This is a genomic window from Aeromonas sp. 84A, from assembly GCF_051919345.1.
Lineage (GTDB): Bacteria > Pseudomonadota > Gammaproteobacteria > Enterobacterales > Aeromonadaceae > Aeromonas > Aeromonas veronii.
In genome coordinates, this window is the sequence record NZ_JBQBEW010000001.1 from 325,286 (window position 1) to 348,513 (window position 23,228).

Consider the following 23,228-nt stretch of genomic DNA (forward strand, 5'->3'; position numbering starts at 1 on the left):
GGGCTCCCGCGGGAGCCCTCTTTCGTCACATCAGCACACTCTTTTTGAACAGATCCCACACCCCGAACGAGAAGTGCTTGAAGATGTCGATGCCAAGGGCTGACTTCACCAGATAGAGCAGCAGCACCATACCGCAGATCCCCAGCAGCAACAGCAGGGTGGTCAGCAGCACCTTGAGGTGAAAGCCGCTTTCCCGCCCGCGATGACGGCGATCCCGTCCCATCAACACCACCAGATAGCAGCGCCAGCGACCGATGCCGAAGGCGCTGTTGACGTTGATGGCGTGCGACTTGCCATCACTCATCAGCCGCAGCGCCTGCTCGATACCGTCGCGCTGAGTTTCACTCAGGCTCTCGGCCACCTCGGGGGAGAGAGCACGGTAGAAGCGGTCGATCGCCCCCTGCGGTTTCTGCGGTAATTGGCTCATTGGTTTTCTCCTGCGGGTATGCCCAGAGCCTTGCGGTAGACCGCCATAGTCTGACCAGCGATCCGCTGCCAGTCATACCGCTGCAGATAGTCGCTGTAATCGACCTTGCCGCGGGTCAGCTGGGCGTTGAGTCGCTCTGCCAGCGCACTCACATCGCCAACCGGGAAATAGCACTCCTGTTGCAGCGCCACCGCCAGATTGGCGGGAATGTCGCTCACCACCACCGGCAGGGAGAAGGAGAGCGCCTCCAGCAGGGCTATCGGCAACCCCTCGTGATAAGAGGGCATGGCAAACAGGGCCGCCTGTGAAAAGACGCTGATCAGCGCCTCGCCATTGAGGAAACCGGTACGGATCACCCCCGGAGTTTCATCCGCAATCCGCTGCAAGCGCTCGCTGTAGGGGGTCGGGTGATCCGTATCCCCCACCAGTACCAGCGGCAGCTCGGTATCGAGCTGGCGGTAGGCGGCGATGAGATCGTGCAGCCCCTTCTCTTCGACGAAGCGGCCCACCGCCACCAGATAGCTGCCAGCGGTCAGTCCGAAACGGGCCAGCGTCAGCTCCCTCTTGTCCGCTGCCGGTAGCTCGACCCGTTTCACCCCGTTGTAGATGAGGTGGGCATCCTGGCGATCGTACTGGCGGCGGATCGCCTCGTTGATCACTTCGGAGATGACGATCACCTCGCTGGCATAGCGTACCGCCCAGCGCTCGCCAAGGCGTAATACCCACTTGGCCAGCGCCCCCCACTTCTGGCGGTCATAGTCGGGGCCGTGATGGGTAAAGACCACCCGTTTGCCAAGCAACCTCAGCAGCGGCACCACCAGCCCCGGGCCGATGGCATGGACATGCACCAGATCGCAGGCATGGCTGCGGCAGTAAAAAGCCGCGAGCAGAGAGTGGAGGATTGCCTCCAGCGACTTCTTTTTGGGGGCGGGCAACGCCTTGAGAGCTACCCCTTCAAACTCGCCGCTTCGGTAATTCACATAGGGGGCGCGAGCCAGCACGGTCGCCGCCACTTCGAACTGGCGGCGCAGCTCCGGATAGAGGGACTGACAATGGGTTTCGACACCGCCCAGTACATGGGGGATCCCCCGGGTACCGAGCACGGTCACACTAATCTGCTTCATGATCTTCTCGAATGATTCTGGCGGGATTGCCCGCAACAACGGCGCGAGCCGGGACGGAACGAGTAACGACGGCACCGGCCCCGACACAGGCATGATCACCAATGGCGATGGCCCCGATGACGATGGCGCCGGTGCCGAACTCGACCCCGTCCCCCACGGTGGGCGAGAGGAGCTGGCCGCTTTGGCGATCACTCTTGTTGCCCAGGGTACAGCTGTGGCGCAGGGTGCAGTCACGCCCCATCTGCACGCCATCACCGATGACGATATTCTGCGGGTGATAGAGGCGCAGGCCCCAACCCAGCCGGGCTCTTGGCGAGATATCGAGGCCGCACAGCAGCTTGAATCCCTTGAGCAGCAACAAGCCGGGCAACCTCATAAAGCGGCCTCCCTGTGCCAGCCGATAACTGAACAGGAACAGGCGCGCCGTCTTGCTCGGATTGAGCGCCAGTTCGGCTTTCAACTCATGCCAAAAACTCATCCCTGTTTCTCCTCCAGCAACGACTGGTAGAGCGCCAGCAGGGCTTGCTGGTGGCTGGCGAGGGAGTAGCTGTCGATTAGCCGCTGACGAGCCGAACGCCCCATGGCCGCCGTCTGCTCCGGCTCGGCCACCAGCCTGTCCATGCAGCGGGCCAGCTCGTCGGCATTGCCCGCCTCGAACAGCAGGCCATCGAGACCGTCGCGGATCTGCTCCGGAATCCCGCCAATTCGAGCCCCGATCACCGGTTTGCCGTAGGCCATCGCCTCCAGTACCGACATGGAGCAGTTCTCATACCACTCGGATGGCACCACCACGGCCTTGGCGTGACGCAGCAGATCGAGCAACTCTTCACCCTGCTTGAACCCCAGCAGTTCGGCATTGGGATAATGCTGCCCGAGGTGCGCCAGCAGCGGGCCACCGCCCACAATTTTGAGGCCCGCCGGCCGCGTCATGCGCTGATGGGCACGGGCAAGCGTCTCGACCCCTTTCTCGGCCATCAGGCGGCCGAGGAACAGAAAGTACCCCCGATCCTCTCCGCTTTCGCGGCTCGACTCGACATCGATACCATTGAGGATCACCTCGATGCGGGAAGCAGGCAGCCGGGTGCAGCATCCCGGCCATGAAGGCGCTCGGCGCCACCAATACATCGACCTGCTCATAGTTGCGGCGCCACTGCTGCCAGGCCGCCTCGGCAGAGAGCAGCAGGCTCTTGCCCCACGAACCCTCCTGCCACTGATGGCGAAACAGCTTGAGCCAGGAACCCTCGATCCGGGTCAGATCGAACGGCTCGCCATCGACCAGCATGCTGTAGTTGGGGCAGGCCACCTTGTAGTCATGGGCTGTCAGCACCGTCTTGCAGCCCATGGATTTGGCCACCCGGATGATCGCCGGGGTGAGCTGGTGGTAGATGTTGTGAAAGTGAACGATATCGGGCCGCTCGGCACGAATAAGCTCCGCCAGCCGATCACAGGCCTCCTGATTGTGGATGAAGCGAACGGCGATCTTCAGCCGATCGAAGAGCCCGTGCCGCTGGTGATAATCGACGTTGGCAGGAAAGTAGCCGCTCTGGGGCGAGGGGAGGTTATCCGGATGCTGCATGGCAAAGTCGATCACCTGATGACCCGCCTGACGCACCATCTCCCGCTCCTGAAAGAGGACGGTCTCGGCACCTCCCTTCATGAAAAAGAACTTGTTGGCAAAGAGCACCTTCACGGCAATGACTCCTGGATCAGACGATGGGCGGGCGCCTCGCGCGCAGAGCGCTGGGGCAACAGCAGGCCGCGCACCAGCCCGGCTGCATAGATGGAGAGGTTCATGACACTGCGCAGGGCATCTTGCAGGGAGCGGTTCTTCAACCACTTGAGAGCGATGAAGCCACACAGCGGTGTCAGTGCCAGCAAAGGCAACCAGAACGGCAGTCCGGCTACGAAAAGCAGCACGCAGAACAGGAGTGTCAGCAGGTAGAGTCCGAACAGCAGCTCGGAGCGGATCACCGACAGCACCTCGCGAAAATAGGGCTGCCCCCACGCCGAGCGCACCAGCTCGCCGCTGGCAAACAGATACCCCATGCGCCAGCGGTAACGGATCAGGGCAAGGGAGTCCATGGTGTGGGAGGTGTGAAAGAAGAAGGGGACATCGAGCCGCTCCAGCCGATAGCCCGCCTGACGCAGCCGGATACCCAGCTCCGCCTCTTCGTAACCGTGCAGGTTGCGATTGGTGAGATAGCCGATCTGCTCGATGGCGCTGCGTCGAAACAGGCCGCCACCACACAGCCAGCGCGACTCGCCCAGCGGATAGATCTGGTTGATGCGCTGCTTGCGCGACTTGAACTCATAGCTGTGGGCATCATCCATCTCGGCCCGCCCGGCCACGCCACCGCAATCGGGGTGGGAGTGCATGTGCGCAAGGGCGGCCGGCACAAACTCCGGCTCCAGCTTCATGTCGCCATCGAGCAGCAGCAGGAACTCCCCTTCGCTGAAGAGGTAGCCAAGCTGTGGCCCCACGCCGCAACAGCGATCGGCCGGGTCGGTCAGGCTCACCACAGTCACCCCCAGCTGGCAGGCAATCGCCTGGGTGCGGTCGGTCGAGAGACTATCCGCCACGATAATCTGGTGGGAGTAGTCGGCCAGAGCGCTCCTGATGCTGGCTATGGTGTCGGCAATCCCTGCCTCCTCGTTGTAGGTCTTGATGATGACGGAGATAAGGGGGGATGGAGTCATGACACCTCACAAGAGCTGGTGGCCTGCCGAACCGAAGAACGGATCACCAGGGCGGCACCCAACACGAAATAGAAGAGGAACTGCTGTACCGGGATCAGCATCAGCAGCTGGCTGTAAGGCAAGCTCAGCAGGCAGGCGATCCCGAACGCGATGAAAGCGGGTTGATAGCTGAGCAGACGCACATCTGCCGCACTCAGCAGCTGACGATCCAGCAACGGATGGGGACGGCAGCACCAGAGCAACAGAACGATCAGCACGATGAAGATCAGGGTGCCCATCAGTCCCACCTCCCACAGCAACACGCTGAGGGAAGTGGAGTCGAGCAGCACGTTGAACAGGGGGTTGAGAAAACCGGGCAGGGTGCTGCCATGGTTAGTGGTGTTGAGGCCATAACCAAACAGCAGATTGCTGAGACCGTGGTGATCACCGTTGCTGGCCCAGAAAAAGAGCGTCGTCACCCGCCCCAGCTCGCCGGTTTCCGGGTTGATGTGGTTGGGATCGAAGATATAGCCGAGGGAGTCGATAAACAGCGCAATGGCCCCCTGTTGCCCGGCCCCCTCGAACGCGGATGAGTAGGAGGCAGCCAGCACCAGAACGGCCACTGCCACCAGCGCCGTCATCGCCAGCGCAATCAGCAGCAGACGCTTGAGGTCATAGCTCTTCATCCCCCTGACATAGCTTGGCGAGAGCCAGACCCAGGCCAGCAGCAAGGGGGACAACAGGATGACGAACTTCACCTCGGCCAGCACGCAGATGGCAAAGGCGGCAAGAATGTGAAAAGCAACCGAACGACGCGAAATGAGGCCATGGCGAAACTCGGATAGCTTGATCAGCATCACCAGCAGACAGAAGAAGCCGAGAGCACCGGTATTGCCGCCCCCCATGGGATCCCCCCCGAAGGTGCCGACCACCGAGTCCCACTTTTCAAACTCGCCACGCAGTGCCACTCGTTTCGGCACCACCACCAGCACCTGAAACAGCACCACCGGGATCTGCAGGTAGAAGACCCACTCCACCAGCTTCATGATGCGGTAAATCTGTGACTCACGGCAGAAACCCAGCAACAGGCAGGGGAGCAGCAGAGAGAGCGCCAGCTCGTTCTTGAAACCGATGATAGTCACCATGCCCCCCTGCTGAAGCAGGGCGCCCAGCAGCGCCAGCACCAGCAAGCCGCAGTAGAGCAGCAGCAGCACCTTCTCCTGATAGTCGAGCCGCAGCGGGCTGTAACGCGTCTGCAGCGGCAGCAACATCAAGGTGGCAATCGCCAGCAGGAAGGGAAGCCAGAGGAAGGCTGTAATACCGGTGGCGTACTGGGCCAGGCCGCAGATCACCAGCGACAGCAGCAGATTGGCCTGCATGATGAGGGCACTGTTCACTAGGCCAGCTCCATCCGCCCCTGCAACTCGGCAGCCCGGCGGTTGACCCGCAAAAAGACGAAGCCGTAGCGCACCGCAGTCAGCAGAGAGAAGGCCAGCACGCAGAGCTCGTACTCCTGATGCAACCAGGGCAACAGCACGAAGGCGATCACCACGACCAGCAACTGCTCAAGCTGGATCCGCAAAAAGTAGCCGGGCGAGCCAAACACCAGCTCGATTACGGTCAGCGGGCAGATGGCTACCGCAGTAAACACATAGGGCAACATGTAGCGGGAGGTATCGATGGAGGCGATCCACTCCGCATTGAAGAACCACTTCATCACCAGCGGATAGCAGATGAGGATCCCGAGGGTGGCCGCACTGCCCATCGCCAGCAGCAGCCGCTTCACCTTGCGAAACTCCTCCCCGTTGAAACGGCGCAGGCGAAAATCCTCCGACCATCGCGAGAAGATGGAGTGGCGGATGGCGTTGCCGACAATCACCACGGGCGCCAGACAGAAGCGGTTGACCACGGCAAAGTAGCCCGCCACCAGAGGGGAAAACCAGAAGTTGATCAGCACGGTCGGCAGATTGGCCGTCACCATCGCCAGCACCTCGGCACTGCCGACACCAGCCAGATGCGCTTTATGGCGGGAGAAGAAGTGCAGCAGGTGGCGCGGGGCCGCCTCTCTCAGCATGGCACTGTGCCAGGCAAAGGCTGACCACAACCAGCCCCCGATCACCAGCAGCAACAGACAGGCCCATAACTGATAGAAGTGCGCCATGTCTGGGGCCAGCAGCAGGCAGAGCAGCACCACGGCGGAGGCCGAGATACGCTGCAGACCGAGCCGCTGGTAGTGGCCGGCCCGCAGAGCCAGATTCTCGGCGATAAGGATCAGCCCGTGGGTCACGGTCAGCAGGTAGAGCGGCCAGAGCGGCAGCGAGAAAAAGCAGACCACCACCAGCACATAGGGGATGGGGAGTAGCAAGACCTGCAACAGGGAAAAGATCAGGTTGCCGGGCAGCTCGGCCTCCTCCAGCTTGGGCAACAGCAGTTGCGAGGCAAAGGTGGCAAGCTGGGCACCGATCAGCACCAGACTGTAGCTGAGGGCATAGAGCCCGACCGCAGCCATGTCGAACTTGTGCGAAAGTGACCAGACCGAGAGCGCCCCGATCAGCTGGGATAGCACGGAAGCACCACCTATGGTGGTGATGCTGCGCAGCAGTTTCATAGTGCGCCCCGGGTGGGAGCACCACAGAATCTCAGGTTCTCAGCCCCTTCCAGATCCCGCTCGGCGACCTGGGTCAGCACAGTCCCCAGAACCGCCACTCTGGCATCCCGCAGCTGTGCAAGCACGCTCAGCACCCGGCTGGCCGGCAGTTGCCCGGACTGAACCACATGAATGGCACCATCCAGCGGTTGCCCCAGCAGCAGAGCATCCTTGCCGACCTCCAGCGCAGGAGTGTCCACTATGATGCGGTCAAACTGCCCGGCAAGGGTTGCCAGCAGTTCGCTCCAGCGCGGGGAACCAAGCAGTGCCAGCGGGGAAGATACCGGCTGACCAGCAGGCAGCAGGGTCAATCCCTCTTTTGGCACCAGACAGGCAGCCAAGTCGGCTTCGCCTGAGAGCAGCTCGGCCAACCCCGGTCTGGCTTCCTGCCCCAGCAACTGGCGACCGAGGGCGCCCCGGCGCAGATCCCCATCCACCAGCAGCACCCGCTCATGGCGGGCAAAGCTGGCGGCGCAAAGTGCCGCCAGCGTCGACTTGCCCTCACCAGCACGGGTCGAGGTGATCATGATGCGCTGCAGCTGACCCGACTCCAGCCGCATAATGGCGTAGAGATCATCTGCACTGGCTCCCACTCTGGGATTGACCGCACCCACCCGCAGCAGGGCACTCTGATCCTGCAAGGCTGCCAGCCGCGGGATTTCGCCAAGCACCCGCCCACCGAGCTGGGAGACCAGCTGGCTCAGACGATCCAGGGTATTGCACAGTGCTCCGGCAGTGATGACGGCCAGCACGGCAACCATGCCCGCCATGATCACCACCATCAGCAGAAACAGCATCTTGTTTGGCTTGGCTGGCAACAAGGGCACCGATGCAGCATCGTAGAGGATGGCATTCGACTCGTGCAACTGAGCGTTCAGGCGGGTCTCTTCCTGACGGCGGAACAGCTCGTTATAGAGCTGACGGGTCTTGTCGATATTGTTCTTCAGGTTGTTGTACTCATCCTTCTTGACTGCCAGCGAGGAGAACTCCCGCTTCTTCTCGTCAAGCTGGGCGAGGTACTCCTGCTCCTTGCGCTGGCTGCTCTGGTAGCGATCCTCGATACCGTCGGCAATCTCCCGCATCAGCTGGTTTGACTGGGTATTGAGCGCCTTGATGCGCGCTTCGGCCTGCAGAATACGGTCATGCTTGGGGCCATAACGCTTGGCCAGCTCGGAGAGCTCCTGCTGGGCCTTGATGAGGGCGATGCGCAGATCCTGCATCTGGGGATGGTTGGAGACCTCGGGCAGGGAGGCCAGCGCCGCCGGATTGCGGCCGTACTCCTGAATGGACTGGAATTCGGCCTGCGCCGCCAGCCGCCGCTCGCGGGCATCCGCGTACTTGTTGGTGATGATGCCGAGCTCTTCGGTTTGCAAACCATCTACGCCGCGAAACGTCAGCAGATCATTGCGAGCAAGAAAATCGCCGAGCTGCTTCTCTTGCTTCTCCAGACTGGCCTTTATCTCGACCAACCGACTCTGGTTCCAGTGCGATGCCGTAGTGTTGGCATCGACCCGCTCCTCCACATTGAGATCGATGTAGGTCTGGGCCACCTCATTGGCGACGCTGGCGGCCAGCTCGGGAGAGCGGGATTCGAACCCGATGCTGACCAGCTGGGTATCGCGCACCGGCGAAATAGAAAGATGTTTAGCCAGATACTCCATTGCGTGCTGGTTGCGTGAGGAGGCATCCTCCTGATGTCCGGCACTCCAGAATCCCTTGATGCGGCTAAACCAGCTGTCCGGATTGGGCTGCCCGTTGAATTCCGGCAACTCGGCCAAGCCCAGATGAGTGACCACCTTCTCGGCCACCCGGCGTGACTTGAGCAGCTCGAACTGGGTGTTGTAGTACTCGCGGCGGCTGGTATCGACCCGATAGACGGGCTCGATAGGTGAAGCGCTGTTGGCATCAGCCTTCAGCAGCAGGGTCGCACTGGACTGGTAGTAGGGTGGCATGCTGAGGATAAAGGGGGCTGCCACAAGGGTCACCACCGCGGCAAACAGCACCACCTTCCACCAGTTTGCCTTGAGCACCCGCCAGGGGCCGCTGAAATCGAGGCGGCTCTCTAGCGCACGGCCATTTTCAACCAACAATGAAGTCATGAAGAGCGTCCTGGATCAGAAAAAACTTTGTTCGATGGTGATGATGTCGCCGGGCTTGAGTTGCCGTTGCAGGCTCACCTCTTCCAGCAACTGATCGCTGCCATTGAGGCGCAGGCTGATATCCCGTCTAGCGGCGCGATCGGTGAACCCCCCCGCCAGCGCGACGGCCTTCTCCACCGTCAGGCCGGGCTGGTATTCGTAGCCACCCGGGTGAGCCACCTCGCCAGCTACAAACACCTGACGAAAAGTGGTCACGTTGACCGTCACCATGGGGTCGAGCAGCACGCCGCGCTTGAGCCCTCTGGTCAGCAGCTCGGCCACCTCAGTGGTGGTATGGCCCATCAGCAGCACCTGACCCAGATAGGGGTAATTGACTTGGCCACTGGTATCGACCTTGAACTTCATCGACAGATCCGGCTCGCCATACACCCGGATTTCGACCTCGTCCCCCGGAGCCAGCCGGTAGGCGGAATCGTTGCCTTGCGGGCTCTAGCCAGCCCAGACCGACAGGCTGAACAACCAGCCAAGCAGAAGCACCATCACGCTTTTGTTCATGTTAAATGGCTACCTTGAGTGAAAGAGAAAGCTGTTGTTTGTCGTAACCGAGGGCACGGCCATAGCAATTACCGCCGATGTCGATGGGCTGCCCGGCAAAGCTGGAACCGGAGTCAGACTGCAGGTAGTGGAGCCCCAGATTGACGGAGGGACGAATGTCGTAGCTGATGCCCATGCCCCAGCGATGGATGTCGTCCTTACGGTGGCGGTTGTCGTTACCACAGACCACCGACTGGTGATAATCATCCCGGATATCGTGATAAGAGAGCGTGGTCGCCACTCCGGGTGACCAGTGGTGCTGCCACTCGGCGCCATATAGCTGGCTGCTGACATAGCCGCCGTCACCACCCGGATCACGAATGGTCCGGCTGGAGAGCAGCGCGAGCTTGCTGTAAGCGAGCGGTTGCCACTCCAGACGCAGATCCCAGTTCAGCCCTTTGAAACTCTCTGCCTGCGGATCGTTGACGAAACGCTTGTAGATCCCGCCGATATTGGCATCGATCCGGGTCTTGCCGGTCAGCTGGCTCATCACCCCTGTGATAAGGAAAAATTCGTCGGAATCCTTGCGCGGATTGGCCAGGTAGCGTCGCAGATTGGTCTGCAGGGTGTAACGAAAACGGCTGACATGACTCACCTGATCGAACAGCTCGACAATAGCGGTGTTCTCCTGCCACTCCTGCTCGGCCATATAGCGTTCAAAATCATGCTGGTAGAGGTGCTTGTCGAGATAACCCAGATCCTTGTGGGAGAGCGCCAGCTCCAGCTTGCCTCTGGCATCGGGAGCACCGTAACTGTAGCGGCCACCCACTTCGCTACGTTTGAAGCGCAGCGGCTCATTTATCTGAAATCTGCCAAATGTGCCATCACCACAGAGCGCACGACCTTCCTTCTCATCAGCGTCACTGGGACAGGGAGAAGTATCTCCCCGCAACATAAAGCCTTCGGTCAGCCCCTCGCCACGCGCCTCATGGCCCAGCCGATACTGGTACATCAACTTGAAGGTGTTGCGCAGGGAGAAACGCCAGCTGCCGTCAAACTGGAATTGGTGATCGGCATAGTCATCGGCATGACTGCTGTCATAGCGACGATAGTCACCCAGATAGCTGAACTGATAGCGATCCAGACCGCGTTCGCCCACCATGCGAAATTCCGGGGTGATCCCGATGAAATCTGAGCCTATCGCCTGACTACTGTCGCGCTGCCACAATAGGTTGCTGTCGTGACCATAACGATTCTCCACATCGGTCTGGATCTCCAGACCAAGCGGCCCCTGATGGGATACGGGAGAAACCTCGGCACGGACTGAAAGAGAGGGGGAGAGCAGCACTCCGGCGCAAACGAGGTTAGTAAGCGGATGCACCGACAAACCCCTTGAATACTGTCAGGAAAATGATTTTTAAATCCAGCCAGAGTGACCAGTACTGGATGTACTTGAGATCGAACTTGACCCGCATCTCCATCTTGTCGAGGGTGTCGGTTTCGCCACGAAATCCATTTATCTGGGCCAATCCCGTAATCCCCGGTTTTACCTTGTGGCGAAGCATGTAGCGATCAACCAGAGAACGATACTGCTCATTGTGCGCCACGGCATGGGGCCGCGGTCCCACGATCGACATGGAGCCCTGAATTACATTGAAAAATTGTGGCAACTCATCCAGCGAGGTGCGACGCAAGAATGCACCGAATGGCGTCACTCTGGGATCGCCTCTGGTAGCCTGAGTCACCACGGCATCATTCTCCATGACGCGCATGGAGCGGAATTTCCATACCTGTATCCGTTTTCCCCCCAAACCGTAGCGATCCTGCTTGAAGAGTACAGGTCCGGGTGAAGAGAGACGCACCCCGAGTGCCACCAGCGCCATGACCGGAGAGATGAGCAGCAAAATAAGTGAGCCCAGAACCAGATCTTCAATGCGTTTGAGCAGGGCTGCCCCCCCTTCAAACGGGGAATCGAAAAAGCTGAAGGTATAGATATCGCCGACCCGATCGATGTGGGATACGGTCAGGCCATACTCGTAGAAATCAGGTACCAGATAGGTATCGACCGTAGTGTCGGAAAGTTCGTAGAGGTAGTGATTGATGCGCTCCCGGGCAGTCAGGGGCAGCGCCAGATAGACTTCGTCGACCAGCCCTTTGCGAGCCAGCTCAAGCAGTTCATCGACCTCACCCAGCAAGGGGCTGCGAGTCGGGTAACCGAAACGCTCTTCGCTACGGGCATCGAAAAAACCGAGCATCTGAATATCATGACGCGGGCTCTCCCACAGGGATTTCTCCAATGCCAACCCGGCAGGCGTGACCCCGATAATGGCTACGCGGCGGCAACAGGAAGAGCGACTGAACCAGAGGGTCACCAGCCGGTACAGCACCCGATAACCGGTGGAAATAAGGCAGGCCATGGCAAGCCAGAGCACCGCCAGCTCCAGCGGGAAAGGGTGGTAAGGTTTGAAGAGGGGAACCAGATAGACCAGCAGGTAGAGCAGGGTCGCTGTTACCAACCAGGAGAAGATGAGGCGCAGCAGAGACTGCGCCAAATATTTACGAACCCGGCTGCAATAAAGCCCGGTATTCTGGGAAACCAGAAAGAAGACCACCATGCCCAGCGTGGTCAGAGACATCTCGTCCAATCCATGAAACAAACCGAAGTGCCGCGAGAGCAGCACCATTGAGACTGAAATTCCCACCAAATCGACAAAGCGGGAAAACAGACTGTGGCTCGCATCTGCGAGCTTGATAATTCGCTTGTTCATGGGTCGCCTTCATACTGATATCACTTATCAGTTTTCTTGACCGGACGAGCCCAGTTCTTGATATGGCGCTGGGGTACCCGGGTAATCACGAGTTCATGTTCGCCCACGTCCTTGGTAATAGTAGAGCCGGCACCCAGGGTGGCCCCCTTGCCGATGCGAACAGGCGCTACTAGTTGGGTATCAGAACCGACGAATACATCATCCTCGATGATGGTCTGGAATTTGTTGACCCCGTCGTAGTTGCAGGTGATGGTACCGGCACCGATATTCACCCCGGCTCCGATCTCGGCATCACCCAGATAGGTCAGATGACCGCACTTGGAACCAACCCCAAGACGGGCCTTCTTCATCTCGACGAAGTTGCCAACGTGCGCATCCTGCTCCAGAACCGCCCCCGGACGCAAGCGGGTAAACGGACCCACTGAGCACTGTTCCGCCACCTGTGCACCCTCGATGACCGAGTAGGGTTTCACCTCGGTGTGATCGCCAATGACACAATCTTTCAGTACGCAACCGGCTCCGATACGAACGTGATTGCCGAGAGTCACCTTGCCCTCAATGATGACGTTTGCATCAATAACAACCTCTTCACCAATTTCCAAAACCCCACGCAAATCAAAGCGTGCGGGGTCGATCATGGTTGCACCAGCAATCATCAGTTTCTCGGCCTGCATCTGCTGATAGCTGCGCTCAAGTTGGGCCAATTGCACCCGATTGTTGGCCCCTTCAACTTCAGCGGCACGCTCTGGATGCACAGCGGCAATCGGGCAATTATCGCCGTGAGCCATGGCGATCACATCCGTCAGATAGAACTCACCCTGGGCATTCTTGTTGTCGAGACGAGACAACCATTGACGCAACTGGCCCCCATTGGCCACCAGCACGCCGGTGTTCACCTCACGGATCGCCAGCTGTTCGGCATTGGCATCCTTCTGCTCGACGATGCCGACTACCTGACCATTCTCACGGACGATACGGCCATAGCCGGTAGGGTTGTCGAGCACTACGGTCAGCAGTGCCATCCCGTTTTCAGCCTTGGCAGCCAGCAGTCGCTGCAGGGTCTCTGGCTGGATCAGCGGGGTATCGCCGTAGAGCACCAGCACATCGTCTTCATCCTGCCAGAACGGGATGGCTTGGGCGACGGCGTGACCTGTCCCCAGCTGCTGAGCTTGCAACACCCAGTTGACATCAGCCGCCACGATCCGCTCTTTCAGCAGCTCGGCACCATGGCCATAGACCAGATGCAGCTGCTCGGCGCCGACCTGACGGGCGGTATCGATCACATGGGAAACCATGGGTTTGTTGGCTACCGGGTGCAGTACCTTGGGCAGAACGGAACGCATGCGGGTACCTTTACCCGCAGCCAGGATCACGACGTTGAGAGACATGACTTCGACCTTGAACTTGTGTGGAAATACTCGGCGGAGTCTATCCAACGGGTAAAAAAAAAGCGACCCGAAGGTCGCTTTTTACATCACCGTTATTAGCGGTAATTCTTTTTGACGATATCGATGACTCGCAGTTGAGCCATCGCCTTGGCCAGCTCGGTGGCGGCCTGGGCGTAGTCGATATCACCATGGGAGCTGTGGATCCGCTCTTCGGCTGCGCGCTTGGCTTCCTGGGCTTTCGCCTCATCCAAGTCGTCGGCACGAATCGCGGTGTCCGCCAGCACGGTCACGGATTCAGGTTGTACTTCCAGCATACCGCCGGAGATGTACAGCACCTCTTCAGTTCCGTTCTGCTTCACCAAGCGGACCAGGCCCGGCTTGATGGCAGTCAGCAACGGAGCATGACCGTGGCGGAGACCCAACTCACCTTCGGAGCCTGATACCTGAGCAGTTTGCACGCGACCGGAAAACAGTTTTCCTTCGGCGCTCACCACATCCAGGTGAAAGGAGATCATCTCTGCCATGGGCCCTCCTGTCGAGGCTTACAGTTTCTTGGATTTCTCGACGACTTCGTCGATACCGCCAACCATGTAGAACGCCTGCTCGGGCAGATCGTCATACTCGCCTTTCAGGATGCCCTGGAAACCACGGATGGTCTCTTTCAGCGGCACGTATTTACCCGGAGAACCGGTAAACACTTCTGCTACGAAGAACGGCTGGGACAGGAAACGCTCGATCTTACGGGCACGGGCTACGGTCAGTTTGTCTTCTTCTGACAGTTCATCCATACCCAGGATGGCGATGATGTCCTTCAGCTCTTTGTAGCGCTGCAGTACGGTCTGAACGCCACGAGCGGTCTCGTAGTGCTCTTTGCCAACCACCAGCGGATCCAGCTGACGAGAGGTAGAGTCCAGCGGGTCAACGGCCGGGTAGATACCCAATGCCGCGATTTGACGGGACAGTACGACGGTCGCATCCAGGTGGGCGAAGGTGGTCGCCGGAGACGGGTCAGTCAAGTCATCCGCAGGAACGTAAACGGCCTGTACGGAGGTGATGGAACCGGTCTTGGTGGAGGTGATACGTTCTTGCAGAACACCCATCTCCTCGGCCAGAGTCGGCTGGTAACCTACTGCGGAAGGCATACGGCCCAGCAGTGCGGATACTTCGGTACCGGCCAGGGTGTAACGGTAGATGTTGTCCACGAAGAACAGCACGTCACGACCCTCGTCACGGAACTTCTCGGCCATGGTCAGGCCGGTCAGCGCAACGCGCAGACGGTTTCCGGGCGGCTCGTTCATCTGACCGTAAACCAGAGATACTTTGTCCAGTACGTTGGACTCCATCATCTCGTGGTAGAAGTCGTTACCCTCACGGGTACGCTCACCTACACCGGCGAACACAGAGTAACCACTGTGCTCGATCGCGATGTTACGGATCAGCTCCATCATGTTTACGGTTTTGCCTACACCGGCACCACCGAACAGACCAACCTTACCACCCTTGGCGAACGGGCATACCAGGTCGATAACCTTGATGCCGGTCTCCAGCAGATCGTTGCTGTTGGACTGATCTTCGTAGCTGGGGGCAGCGCGGTGGATAGACCAGCACTCTTCTTCACCGATCGGACCTTTTTCGTCGATTGGCTCGCCCAGTACGTTCATGATCCGACCCAGAGTCGCAGTACCGACCGGAACCTGGATGGATTTACCGCTATTCACTACTTCCAACCCACGACGCAGACCGTCGGAGGAGCCCATGGTGATGCAACGAACGACGCCGCCACCGATCTGTTGCTGAACTTCCAGCACCAGACCCTGGCCTTGACCTTCGCTAACGACCTTCAGTGCATCGTACACCTGGGGCACGGCATTCTGCGGGAACTCGATGTCCACCACAGCGCCGATGATTTGGACGATGAAACCGTTACTCATGTCAAATCCTCTAAACCTTTGATAACCCTTGCCTTACACCGCAGCAGCACCGGATACGATCTCTGTCAGCTCCTGGGTAATACTGGCCTGACGGGCCTTGTTGTATACCAGTTGCAGATCGTTAATCAGGTTACCGGCGTTGTCAGTCGCGGCTTGCATGGCAACCATTCGGGCTGCCTGTTCACTTGCCAAGTTTTCCACTACACCCTGGTAAACCTGAGATTCGACGTAGCGAACCAGCAGGGTATCCAGCAGCTTCTTGGGATCCGGCTCATAGAGGTAATCCCAGTGGTGTTTCTTGGCGAGCTTGCTGTCTTCAGTTACGGGCAAAGGCAGCAGTTGATCGACCCGTGGTTGCTGCACCATGGTGTTGACGAACTTGTTGTACACCAGATACAGCTTGTCAATCTCACCGTTGTCGTAAGCCTTCAGCATGACCTTGACTGAACCAATCAGGTCATTGACGCTCGGACTATCGCCCAGTCCTGCGACATGAGCTTTAACCTTGGCGCCGTGCCGTTCAAAGAAGTTGGAGGCTTTGTTACCGATCAGTGCCAGGTCAACCTTGGCACCTTTCGCGCTCCATTGCTTCATATCATTGAGGGCAGCCTTGAACAGGTTGATGTTCAGACCACCACACAGGCCACGGTCGGTGGAGACGACGATGTAACCCACTCGCTTGACCTCACGTTCGATGAGGTAGGGGTGCTTGTATTCCAGGTTCCCCTGAGCGATATGGCCGATCACCTTGCGCATGGTTTCAGCGTACGGACGGCTGGCAGACATGCGTTCCTGCGCACGGCGCATTTTGCTTGCTGCCACCATTTCCATAGCGCCGGTGATCTTCTGAGTGTTTTTCACACTCCCGATCTTGTTACGTATCTCTTTTGCGCCGGCCATCTCTTACTCTCCATCAAGTGGCAGCTCACGCTGCCACACACGCTTACCAGGTCTGGGTTGCCTTGAAGTCATCCAGCAACGCAGTCAGCTTGCCAACGATCGCGTCGTTGTAGTCGGCTTTGGCATTGATTTCAGCCATCAGCTCGGCATGCTGGGTATTGGCGTAAGAGAGCAGAGCGGCTTCGAAGTCGACGATCTTGTTCAGCTCGACATCGGAGAGATAGCCTTTCTCGGCGGCGAACAGCACCAGAGACTGGTGAGCCACGCTCAGCGGAGAGTACTGCTTCTGCTTCATCAGCTCGGTCACTTTCACACCGTGATCCAGCTGCTTGCGAGTCGCCTCGTCCAGATCGGAAGAGAACTGGGCGAATGCCGCCAGTTCGCGATACTGGGCCAGCGCGGTACGGATACCACCGGACAGCTTCTTGACGATCTTGGTCTGAGCAGCGCCACCTACACGGGATACAGAGATACCCGGGTCAACCGCCGGACGAATACCGGAGTTGAACAGCTGTGAAGTCAGGAAGATCTGACCATCGGTGATGGAGATCACGTTGGTCGGAACGAACGCAGATACGTCACCCGCCTGGGTTTCGATGATTGGCAGTGCGGTCAAAGAACCGGTTTTGCCTTTCACTTCACCCTTGGTGAACTTCTCTACGTACTCGGCGTTAACGCGAGCAGCACGCTCCAGCAGACGGGAGTGCAGATAGAAAACGTCACCCGGGTAAGCTTCACGTCCTGGCGGACGGCGCAGCAGCAGGGAGATCTGGCGATAAGCTACGGCCTGTTTGGACAGGTCATCATAGATGATCAGCGCGTCTTCACCGCGGTCACGGAAGTACTCACCCATGGAGCAACCGGCATACGGAGCCAGGTACTGCAAGGCAGCCGCTTCGGAGGCAGAGGCAACCACCACGATGGTGTTGGCCAGGGCGCCGTGCTCTTCCAGCTTGCGCACCACGTTGGCGATGGTGGAGGCCTTCTGGCCAATCGCAACGTAGACACACTTAATGCCGGAATCTTTCTGGTTGATGATGGTGTCGATCGCGATGGCGGTCTTACCAACCTGACGGTCACCGATGATCAGCTCACGCTGGCCACGACCGATAGGGATCATGGCATCGATGGCTTTCAGACCGGTCTGGACCGGCTGGTCAACAGACTTACGCTCGATAACGCCCGGTGCGATCACTTCGATCGGCGAGAAGCCGTCGTTGTCGATCGGACCTTTACCGTCGATCGGCTGACCCAGGGTGTTCAACACCCGGCCCAACAGACCACGACCTACCGGCACTTCCAGAATACGGCCAGTACCTTTTACTTTCATTCCTTCTGACAGACCGTCATAGGAACCCATAATCACCGCACCGACGGAGTCACGCTCCAGGTTCAATGCCAGAGCGTAGCGGTTGCCCGGCAGCTCGATCATCTCACCCTGCATGGCATCAGCCAGGCCGTGAATACGAATGATACCGTCGCTCACAGAGACGATTGTACCTTCGTTACGCGCTTCGCTCTTTACATCAAACTGCGCAATGCGCTGCTTGATCAGCTCGGCGATTTCAGTGGAATTCAGTTGCATGCTCTAATACCCCAATCAAGATTGCAGCGCGTCAGCCATGCGATCCAGCTTACCGCGGACTGTGCCGTCGATTACCAGATCACCGGCCTTGATGAGCACCCCGGCCATCAAGGACGCATCGATGCTGCAATTCAGCTTCACTTTGCGCGCGAGACGTTGTTCCAGAGAAGCCTGAATATTGGCTTTCTGCTGGTCGGTCAGTTCGATCGCCGAAATCACGTCAGCCTGAACCTCTTTATCCAGTTCAGCTTTGAACGCTACAAATTCAGCAACGACCGCCGGCAGCACACCCAAGCGACCATTCTCGGCCATCACCCGGATCAGGTTCTGGCCATGCACGTCGAGTTGCTCACCGCAGACACCGACAAACAGCGTTGCCAGCTCTTCGGCGGCCACAGAGCCGTTTACCAGGTTGTGCATGGTCTCGTTTTCCACTACTTGCGCAGCGAAACCGAGCATACCCAGCCACTGGTCAACCGCCTTGTGCTCAACGGCAAACTCGAAAGCAGCCTTGGCGTAGGGGCGAGCGATTGTAGTCAGTTCAGACATAGCCCCGTTCCCGTTACAGTTCTGCTACCAGTTTGTCGACGATGTCGCTGTTGGCAGCCTGGTCGATTTGACGCGCCAGGATCTTCTCTGCACCAGCAATGGCAAGAGCAGCAACCTGCTTACGCAGTTCTTCTTTGGCACGATGACGTTCAGCTTCGATCTCGGCACGGCCCTGAGCCAGGATTTTTTCCCGCTCAGACTGGGCACCAGCGGCAGCTTCATCAATGATCTGGGCTTTACGTTTGTTAGCCTGTTCAATGATTTCAGCAGCCTGCAGCTTGGCTTCTTTCAGCTGATCGGTGGCGTTGGCCTTGGCCAAATCCAGATCTTTCTTGGCACGTTCGGCAGAAGAGAGACCGTCAGCAATAGCTTTCTGACGGGCTTCGATGGCAGCAATCAGCGGCGGCCATACGTACTTCATGCAAAACACTACGAAGAAGAAAAAAGCAATTGCTTGGCCGAGGAGGGTGGCATTGATATTCACAGCCGATGTCCTCTTAAGTTAGTTAATGGGTTATGCCTGGAGAGTCGTAACGACTTAGCCAGCAACCGCAAACATCACGTACAGACCCAGACCAACGGCGATCATCGGGATCGCATCCACCAGACCCATTACGATGAAGAACTGGGTACGCAGAACAGGGATCAGATCCGGTTGACGAGCAGCACCTTCCAGGAACTTGCCACCCAGGATACCGATACCGATGGAAGCGCCGATAGCAGCCAGACCCATCATCATTGCAGCAGCGATGTACAGCAGGTCCATGTTCAAGTTTTCCATGAGGATCTCCAGTTATTTAGATGTAATTGATTGTATAAAAAGGATTATTTGAGTTGCATCAACCATGGTCTTCCTGCGCCATCGACAGATAGACGATGGTCAGAACCATGAAAATGAATGCCTGCAAAGTGATGATCAGGATGTGGAAAATTGCCCAAGGCACGGACAGGATCCACTGTGACCACCAGGGTAACAAACCAGCAATCAGGATAAAGATCAGTTCGCCAGCATACATGTTGCCGAACAGTCGAAGACCCAGAGAAACAGGTTTGGAAATCAGCGTAACAGTTTCCAGGATGAGGTTAACCGGGATGGCCGCCGGGTGGTTGAAAGGCTGAAGCGTCAGCTCCTTCACAAACCCGCCGATACCCTTGACCTTGATGCTGTAATACAGGATCAAGAAGAACACGCCCAAAGCCATGGACATGGTGATGTTAACGTCAGCAGAGGGAACCACACGCAGATAGGGAATACCCATCAATTGTGCAGCGTGAGGGATAAAGTCAACGGGGATCAGATCCATGAAGTTCATCAGGAAGATCCACACAAACACCGTCAGCCCCAAAGGTGCGATGACCTTGTTGCGACCGTGAAAGATGTCTTTGACGTTACCATTCACAAACTCGACCAGCATCTCCACAAAGCACTGCAGCTTACCCGGCACCCCGCTGGTAGCGTTAACGGCTACTTTGCGGAACAGCAGGATAAACAGGGCGCCTAGCACGACGGAAAATACCATTGAGTCGATATTGACCGTCCAGAACCCGGACCCGACTTGAAGGTGGGTCAGGTGGTGGGAGATATATCCCTGAGGAGTCAGGACTTCTCCGGTTGCAGACATGAGTTTTCCTAATAGTGGTTGTTAAGCGTGAATGAAACCATCCACTGTACAACGAGGGCGAGGATATAAGTGGCGAAAAACGAGACGGTAACGACCTCGACTCCCGCACCAAACATCAGGGCGAATAGACCTGTTGTAGAAATGAGCTTAATCCCTGCCCCACCATAAAAGTCCCGCAAAACCAGGCCCACACTCTCGGTTGTCACCTTGCGGCGCAGCACCCAGACCGTAAACAAGGCTTGAGGAACCCAGTACATCCCCCCTCCGTAGAGGGCGGAATAACCGGCGCTGGCACCAGTCAGGTAAAACCAGACGGCACTCATCGCCAGGATCAGGATGAGCTGACAAACGAGCATAACCAAGGCCAGTGTCAAACCTTCCAAGGCTATTTTCTGCTTCACCAACCTACCCCTGAACATTACAGAACTGTAAAAAATCGGGATCCGAAGACCCCATGTTAACAGCTCTTAAAGCCGGTCAAATTATACCCTTGAGGGCAGCTATTGCAATATGACAAAAATCCTTAATTTTTGCGGCTTTCCGCGGCAAATCAGGGTTATGGTCATATCAAAAGGAATGGATGTTTTATTACTACAAAAAGCGTAAAAATCACGATTCCGACACGCCAAAATAGCCCAATATACGGTCCAAATCGGACAAATTCTCGTAACTTATTACTAACTTCCCGCTATCCCGCTTGCCAGGCTGAAGTTGCACCTGATTGCCAATTTTTTCTGCCAGTTGGCGCTCCAGGTAGCCGATCTGCGGATCACGAACCGGTTCGACCCTGGCTTTTGCCGGTTCGAGCGCTTTTTGCACCAGCTTCTCGGTATCGCGTACGGTCAGCCCTTTCTGGGCAACCAGCTTGGCCAGTTCAGACTGGGCCTGGCCGCTCAGAGCCAGCAGGGCACGGGCATGGCCCATGTCGAGGTCGCCATGCTCGACGAAACGCTTCACGTCGTCGTTGAGCTGGTTGAGACGCAACAGGTTGGTCACCGTGGTGCGGGACTTGCCCACCGCCTCGGCCACCTGCTGGTGGGTGAGTTCAAATTCGGTCAGCAGTCTTTGTAGAGCGACCGCCTCTTCGATGGCATTAAGGTCTTCCCGCTGAATATTCTCAATCAGCGCGATGGCGACGGCAGCCTCGTCGGGTACATCCTTGACGATGCAGGGCACCACCTCAAGCCGCGCCAGCTGGGACGCGCGCCAGCGCCGCTCACCGGCAATGATTTCGAAGGATTGTTCGCCGAGAGGGCGTACCACGATGGGCTGGATCACCCCCTGAGCGCGGATGGAGTTGGCAAGCTCTTCCAGTGCATCCTGGGACATGTCCTTGCGGGGCTGGTACTTGCCGGACTGCAACCACTCCACCGGCAGCTTGCGCAGCTCGCCCTGATTGGTGGGGGCCATGGCCTCTTCAGTACGTTGATCGCTCATCACCTGTTTCTGGCGGGCAGCCGTGCTGGTACTGAGCAGGGCATCCAGCCCCTTGCCCAGTCCACGTTTTTTCGGAGTCATATGCTCTCTCGGTCTGCGATGGTCGCCTGACGTTCCTGCTCCTGGCGGCGCAGGATCTCGCCAGCCAGTGCCAGGTAGGCCTTGGCGCCCACCGATGATTTGTCATAGTGCATGGCCGGGGCACCGAAACTCGGGGCCTCAGCCAGTCTAACGTTGCGGGGAATGATGGTGCGGTAGACTTTGTCGCCAAAGTGCTGTTTTAGCTGATCGGACACATCATTGGCCAGCCGGTTGCGGTGATCGAACATGGTGCGCAGCACCCCTTCGATCTTGAGCTCCGGATTGACCACGGCGGCCAGCTTGCTGATGGTGTCGACCAGGGCAGTGAGCCCCTCCAGCGCGTAATATTCGCACTGCATGGGCACCAGCACGGAGTCGGCGGCGGCCATGGCGTTCACGGTCAGCATGTTGAGAGAGGGCGGGCAGTCGATGAAGACGTAGTCGTATTTGTCCCGCACCGAAGCCAGCGCATTGCGCAGGCGGATTTCGCGGGCGAAAAATTCCATCAGACGGATTTCGGCCGCGGTCACGTCGGCGTTGGCGGCAATCAGGTGATAGCCCCCGGTGGTTTCGGGGATGATCACTTCGCTGATGGGGGCATCCTCGATCAGCAGCTCATAGGCGGTGCGCTCGACATCATACTTGTCGACACCACTGCCCATGGTGGCATTGCCCTGCGGATCCAGATCGATCACCAGCACCTTGCGCCGGGTGGCAGCCATGGAGGCGGCCAGATTCACACAGGTGGTGGTTTTACCCACTCCACCCTTCTGGTTGGCTATGGCGATGACTTTTCCCACACGATCCCCTAAATGAAACTGCGACCCTATTCGGGCTGGATATGTTTGAATTCCAGCAGATGACGTTCACCTTCCAGCTCCGGCACCCGCAACTCATGACAGGCTACCAGACGGATATTGGCAGGCAACTGGGCCAGCTCCTGCTCGGGATATTGTCCCTTGAGTGCCAGGAAGCAACCCTGTTCTGATGGCAGGTGGTGACACCAGCTCAGCATATCCTCCAGCGAGGCAAATGCCCGACTCAGTACACCATCAAACCCCACCTCGGGTTGATACTCTTCAACCCGGGATTTGACCGGCGTCACATTGGTCAGACCCAGCTCCTGGATCACCTGGCGGATGAAGTTGATCCGCTTGCCCAGACTGTCGAGCAGGACGAACTGCTTGTCCGGATTGATGATGGCCAGCGGCAATCCCGGCAGGCCGGGACCTGTCCCCACATCGATGAAGCGCTCACCGTGCAAGTGGGGGCTTACCACCAGGCTATCGAGGATATGCTTGACCAGCATGGCGTCCGGATCTCGCACCGAGGTGAGATTGTAAGCCTTGTTCCACTTGTGCAGCAACTCGACCAACTGCACCAGTTGGCTCTTTTGGGTATCGGTGATAACAATTTCGGCCTGCTTGAGCAGGCCGTTCAATCTTTCCAGCATATTTTCC

Annotated in this window: 24 protein-coding genes and 2 pseudogenes; all 26 read right to left on the bottom strand. The window is 58.1% G+C overall.

Features of this window, described 5'->3' with window-relative positions:
• Positions 1–25 precede the first annotated feature (25 nt).
• Complete coding sequence (locus ACTG20_RS01550) at positions 26–427, bottom strand: hypothetical protein (RefSeq protein WP_194495336.1); 402 nt, start codon at positions 425–427, stop codon at positions 26–28.
• Positions 424–1,551, bottom strand: coding sequence for a glycosyltransferase family 4 protein (locus ACTG20_RS01555; protein ID WP_194495338.1), 1,128 nt, complete (start codon positions 1,549–1,551; stop codon positions 424–426). The genes ACTG20_RS01550 and ACTG20_RS01555 overlap by 4 nt, the downstream gene beginning before the upstream one ends.
• A complete protein-coding gene (locus tag ACTG20_RS01560) occupies positions 1,538–2,029 on the bottom strand; it encodes a serine acetyltransferase (RefSeq protein WP_179902852.1) in 492 nt (163 codons plus the stop codon). Before ACTG20_RS01560 ends, ACTG20_RS01555 begins: the two co-directional genes overlap by 14 nt.
• Positions 2,026–2,688 (bottom strand): glycosyltransferase family 4 protein, encoded by a 663-nt coding sequence (locus ACTG20_RS01565; RefSeq protein WP_440007950.1) that lies wholly within the window; start codon positions 2,686–2,688, stop codon positions 2,026–2,028. The genes ACTG20_RS01560 and ACTG20_RS01565 overlap by 4 nt, the downstream gene beginning before the upstream one ends.
• A pseudogene (locus tag ACTG20_RS01570) lies at positions 2,642–3,208 on the bottom strand (glycosyltransferase); the annotation flags it as partial. The gene ACTG20_RS01565 and the pseudogene ACTG20_RS01570, both read right to left, overlap by 47 nt.
• Before the next feature lie 29 nt (positions 3,209–3,237).
• Positions 3,238–4,248 (bottom strand): glycosyltransferase family 2 protein, encoded by a 1,011-nt coding sequence (locus ACTG20_RS01575; protein ID WP_179902854.1) that lies wholly within the window; start codon positions 4,246–4,248, stop codon positions 3,238–3,240.
• Complete coding sequence (locus ACTG20_RS01580) at positions 4,245–5,624, bottom strand: capsular biosynthesis protein (protein WP_320628409.1); 1,380 nt, start codon at positions 5,622–5,624, stop codon at positions 4,245–4,247. Before ACTG20_RS01580 ends, ACTG20_RS01575 begins: the two co-directional genes overlap by 4 nt.
• Entirely contained in the window at positions 5,624–6,835 is a 1,212-nt protein-coding gene (locus ACTG20_RS01585) for a lipopolysaccharide biosynthesis protein (protein ID WP_194495342.1), read from the bottom strand. The genes ACTG20_RS01580 and ACTG20_RS01585 overlap by 1 nt, the downstream gene beginning before the upstream one ends.
• Positions 6,832–8,973, bottom strand: coding sequence for a GumC family protein (locus ACTG20_RS01590; RefSeq protein WP_194495344.1), 2,142 nt, complete (start codon positions 8,971–8,973; stop codon positions 6,832–6,834). The genes ACTG20_RS01585 and ACTG20_RS01590 overlap by 4 nt, the downstream gene beginning before the upstream one ends.
• Positions 8,974–8,988: 15 nt before the next feature.
• Complete coding sequence (locus ACTG20_RS01595; protein WP_439987868.1) at positions 8,989–9,243, bottom strand: polysaccharide biosynthesis/export family protein; 255 nt, start codon at positions 9,241–9,243, stop codon at positions 8,989–8,991.
• Positions 9,235–9,438 (bottom strand): annotated as a pseudogene (locus ACTG20_RS01600) (polysaccharide biosynthesis/export family protein); the annotation flags it as partial. The gene ACTG20_RS01595 and the pseudogene ACTG20_RS01600, both read right to left, overlap by 9 nt.
• A gap of 91 nt (positions 9,439–9,529) precedes the next feature.
• Entirely contained in the window at positions 9,530–10,888 is a 1,359-nt protein-coding gene (locus ACTG20_RS01605) for an outer membrane beta-barrel protein (protein ID WP_194495346.1), read from the bottom strand.
• Positions 10,872–12,275 (bottom strand): undecaprenyl-phosphate glucose phosphotransferase, encoded by a 1,404-nt coding sequence (locus tag ACTG20_RS01610; RefSeq protein WP_439987424.1) that lies wholly within the window; start codon positions 12,273–12,275, stop codon positions 10,872–10,874. The genes ACTG20_RS01605 and ACTG20_RS01610 overlap by 17 nt, the downstream gene beginning before the upstream one ends.
• Positions 12,276–12,295: 20 nt before the next feature.
• A complete protein-coding gene (gene glmU / locus ACTG20_RS01615; RefSeq protein WP_194495350.1) occupies positions 12,296–13,663 on the bottom strand; it encodes a bifunctional UDP-N-acetylglucosamine diphosphorylase/glucosamine-1-phosphate N-acetyltransferase GlmU in 1,368 nt (455 codons plus the stop codon).
• Between the two features lie 95 nt (positions 13,664–13,758).
• The gene (locus tag ACTG20_RS01620; RefSeq protein WP_005342354.1) at positions 13,759–14,187 is read right to left on the bottom strand and encodes a F0F1 ATP synthase subunit epsilon; all 429 of its coding nucleotides are present in this window, start codon (positions 14,185–14,187) and stop codon (positions 13,759–13,761) included.
• A gap of 18 nt (positions 14,188–14,205) precedes the next feature.
• Positions 14,206–15,594: a F0F1 ATP synthase subunit beta gene (atpD, locus tag ACTG20_RS01625; protein ID WP_005339344.1), complete on the bottom strand. Its 1,389-nt coding sequence runs from the start codon at positions 15,592–15,594 to the stop codon at positions 14,206–14,208.
• Between the two features lie 33 nt (positions 15,595–15,627).
• Positions 15,628–16,494 (bottom strand): F0F1 ATP synthase subunit gamma, encoded by an 867-nt coding sequence (atpG, locus tag ACTG20_RS01630; protein ID WP_005339343.1) that lies wholly within the window; start codon positions 16,492–16,494, stop codon positions 15,628–15,630.
• 43 nt (positions 16,495–16,537) lie between these two features.
• Positions 16,538–18,079 carry a F0F1 ATP synthase subunit alpha gene (gene atpA, locus ACTG20_RS01635; RefSeq protein ID WP_005342352.1) on the bottom strand — a complete coding sequence of 514 codons (1,542 nt, stop codon included), beginning with the start codon at positions 18,077–18,079 and terminating at the stop codon, positions 16,538–16,540.
• Between the two features lie 15 nt (positions 18,080–18,094).
• A complete protein-coding gene (atpH, locus tag ACTG20_RS01640) occupies positions 18,095–18,628 on the bottom strand; it encodes a F0F1 ATP synthase subunit delta (RefSeq protein ID WP_005339341.1) in 534 nt (177 codons plus the stop codon).
• A gap of 13 nt (positions 18,629–18,641) precedes the next feature.
• Positions 18,642–19,112, bottom strand: coding sequence for a F0F1 ATP synthase subunit B (gene atpF / locus ACTG20_RS01645; RefSeq protein WP_005339336.1), 471 nt, complete (start codon positions 19,110–19,112; stop codon positions 18,642–18,644).
• Between the two features lie 54 nt (positions 19,113–19,166).
• Positions 19,167–19,409 (bottom strand): F0F1 ATP synthase subunit C, encoded by a 243-nt coding sequence (gene atpE / locus ACTG20_RS01650; protein WP_005307205.1) that lies wholly within the window; start codon positions 19,407–19,409, stop codon positions 19,167–19,169.
• Positions 19,410–19,467: 58 nt separating this feature from the next.
• On the bottom strand, positions 19,468–20,250 hold the full coding sequence (gene atpB, locus ACTG20_RS01655) for a F0F1 ATP synthase subunit A (protein WP_005339335.1): 783 nt from the start codon (positions 20,248–20,250) through the stop codon (positions 19,468–19,470).
• 8 nt (positions 20,251–20,258) lie between these two features.
• A complete protein-coding gene (locus tag ACTG20_RS01660) occupies positions 20,259–20,669 on the bottom strand; it encodes an ATP synthase subunit I (RefSeq protein WP_019445506.1) in 411 nt (136 codons plus the stop codon).
• A gap of 190 nt (positions 20,670–20,859) precedes the next feature.
• A complete protein-coding gene (locus ACTG20_RS01665; RefSeq protein ID WP_194495351.1) occupies positions 20,860–21,768 on the bottom strand; it encodes a ParB/RepB/Spo0J family partition protein in 909 nt (302 codons plus the stop codon).
• Positions 21,765–22,568 (bottom strand): ParA family protein, encoded by an 804-nt coding sequence (locus tag ACTG20_RS01670; protein ID WP_005357226.1) that lies wholly within the window; start codon positions 22,566–22,568, stop codon positions 21,765–21,767. The genes ACTG20_RS01665 and ACTG20_RS01670 overlap by 4 nt, the downstream gene beginning before the upstream one ends.
• A gap of 26 nt (positions 22,569–22,594) precedes the next feature.
• On the bottom strand, positions 22,595–23,221 hold the full coding sequence (rsmG, locus tag ACTG20_RS01675) for a 16S rRNA (guanine(527)-N(7))-methyltransferase RsmG (protein ID WP_005339331.1): 627 nt from the start codon (positions 23,219–23,221) through the stop codon (positions 22,595–22,597).
• Positions 23,222–23,228: the final 7 nt, after the last annotated feature.

Bases quoted from the DNA above. Each gene is read 5' to 3' on its own strand.
- atpD (WP_005339344.1), bottom strand. From the start codon at position 15,594: ATGAGTAACGGTTTCATCGTCCAAATCATCGGCGCTGTGGTGGACATC.
- rsmG (WP_005339331.1), bottom strand. From the start codon at position 23,221: ATGCTGGAAAGATTGAACGGCCTGCTCAAGCAGGCCGAAATTGTTATC.
- ACTG20_RS01585 (WP_194495342.1), bottom strand. From the start codon at position 6,835: ATGAAACTGCTGCGCAGCATCACCACCATAGGTGGTGCTTCCGTGCTA.
- ACTG20_RS01550 (WP_194495336.1), bottom strand. From the start codon at position 427: ATGAGCCAATTACCGCAGAAACCGCAGGGGGCGATCGACCGCTTCTAC.
- ACTG20_RS01665 (WP_194495351.1), bottom strand. From the start codon at position 21,768: ATGACTCCGAAAAAACGTGGACTGGGCAAGGGGCTGGATGCCCTGCTC.
- ACTG20_RS01595 (WP_439987868.1), bottom strand. From the start codon at position 9,243: ATGGTGACGGTCAACGTGACCACTTTTCGTCAGGTGTTTGTAGCTGGC.
- ACTG20_RS01610 (WP_439987424.1), bottom strand. From the start codon at position 12,275: ATGAACAAGCGAATTATCAAGCTCGCAGATGCGAGCCACAGTCTGTTT.
- ACTG20_RS01565 (WP_440007950.1), bottom strand. From the start codon at position 2,688: ATGAGCAGGTCGATGTATTGGTGGCGCCGAGCGCCTTCATGGCCGGGA.
- atpB (WP_005339335.1), bottom strand. From the start codon at position 20,250: ATGTCTGCAACCGGAGAAGTCCTGACTCCTCAGGGATATATCTCCCAC.
- atpH (WP_005339341.1), bottom strand. From the start codon at position 18,628: ATGTCTGAACTGACTACAATCGCTCGCCCCTACGCCAAGGCTGCTTTC.
- atpG (WP_005339343.1), bottom strand. From the start codon at position 16,494: ATGGCCGGCGCAAAAGAGATACGTAACAAGATCGGGAGTGTGAAAAAC.
- ACTG20_RS01590 (WP_194495344.1), bottom strand. From the start codon at position 8,973: ATGACTTCATTGTTGGTTGAAAATGGCCGTGCGCTAGAGAGCCGCCTC.
- ACTG20_RS01660 (WP_019445506.1), bottom strand. From the start codon at position 20,669: ATGTTCAGGGGTAGGTTGGTGAAGCAGAAAATAGCCTTGGAAGGTTTG.
- atpE (WP_005307205.1), bottom strand. From the start codon at position 19,409: ATGGAAAACTTGAACATGGACCTGCTGTACATCGCTGCTGCAATGATG.
- ACTG20_RS01575 (WP_179902854.1), bottom strand. From the start codon at position 4,248: ATGACTCCATCCCCCCTTATCTCCGTCATCATCAAGACCTACAACGAG.
- glmU (WP_194495350.1), bottom strand. From the start codon at position 13,663: ATGTCTCTCAACGTCGTGATCCTGGCTGCGGGTAAAGGTACCCGCATG.
- ACTG20_RS01555 (WP_194495338.1), bottom strand. From the start codon at position 1,551: ATGAAGCAGATTAGTGTGACCGTGCTCGGTACCCGGGGGATCCCCCAT.
- ACTG20_RS01620 (WP_005342354.1), bottom strand. From the start codon at position 14,187: ATGGCAGAGATGATCTCCTTTCACCTGGATGTGGTGAGCGCCGAAGGA.
- ACTG20_RS01560 (WP_179902852.1), bottom strand. From the start codon at position 2,029: ATGAGTTTTTGGCATGAGTTGAAAGCCGAACTGGCGCTCAATCCGAGC.
- atpA (WP_005342352.1), bottom strand. From the start codon at position 18,079: ATGCAACTGAATTCCACTGAAATCGCCGAGCTGATCAAGCAGCGCATT.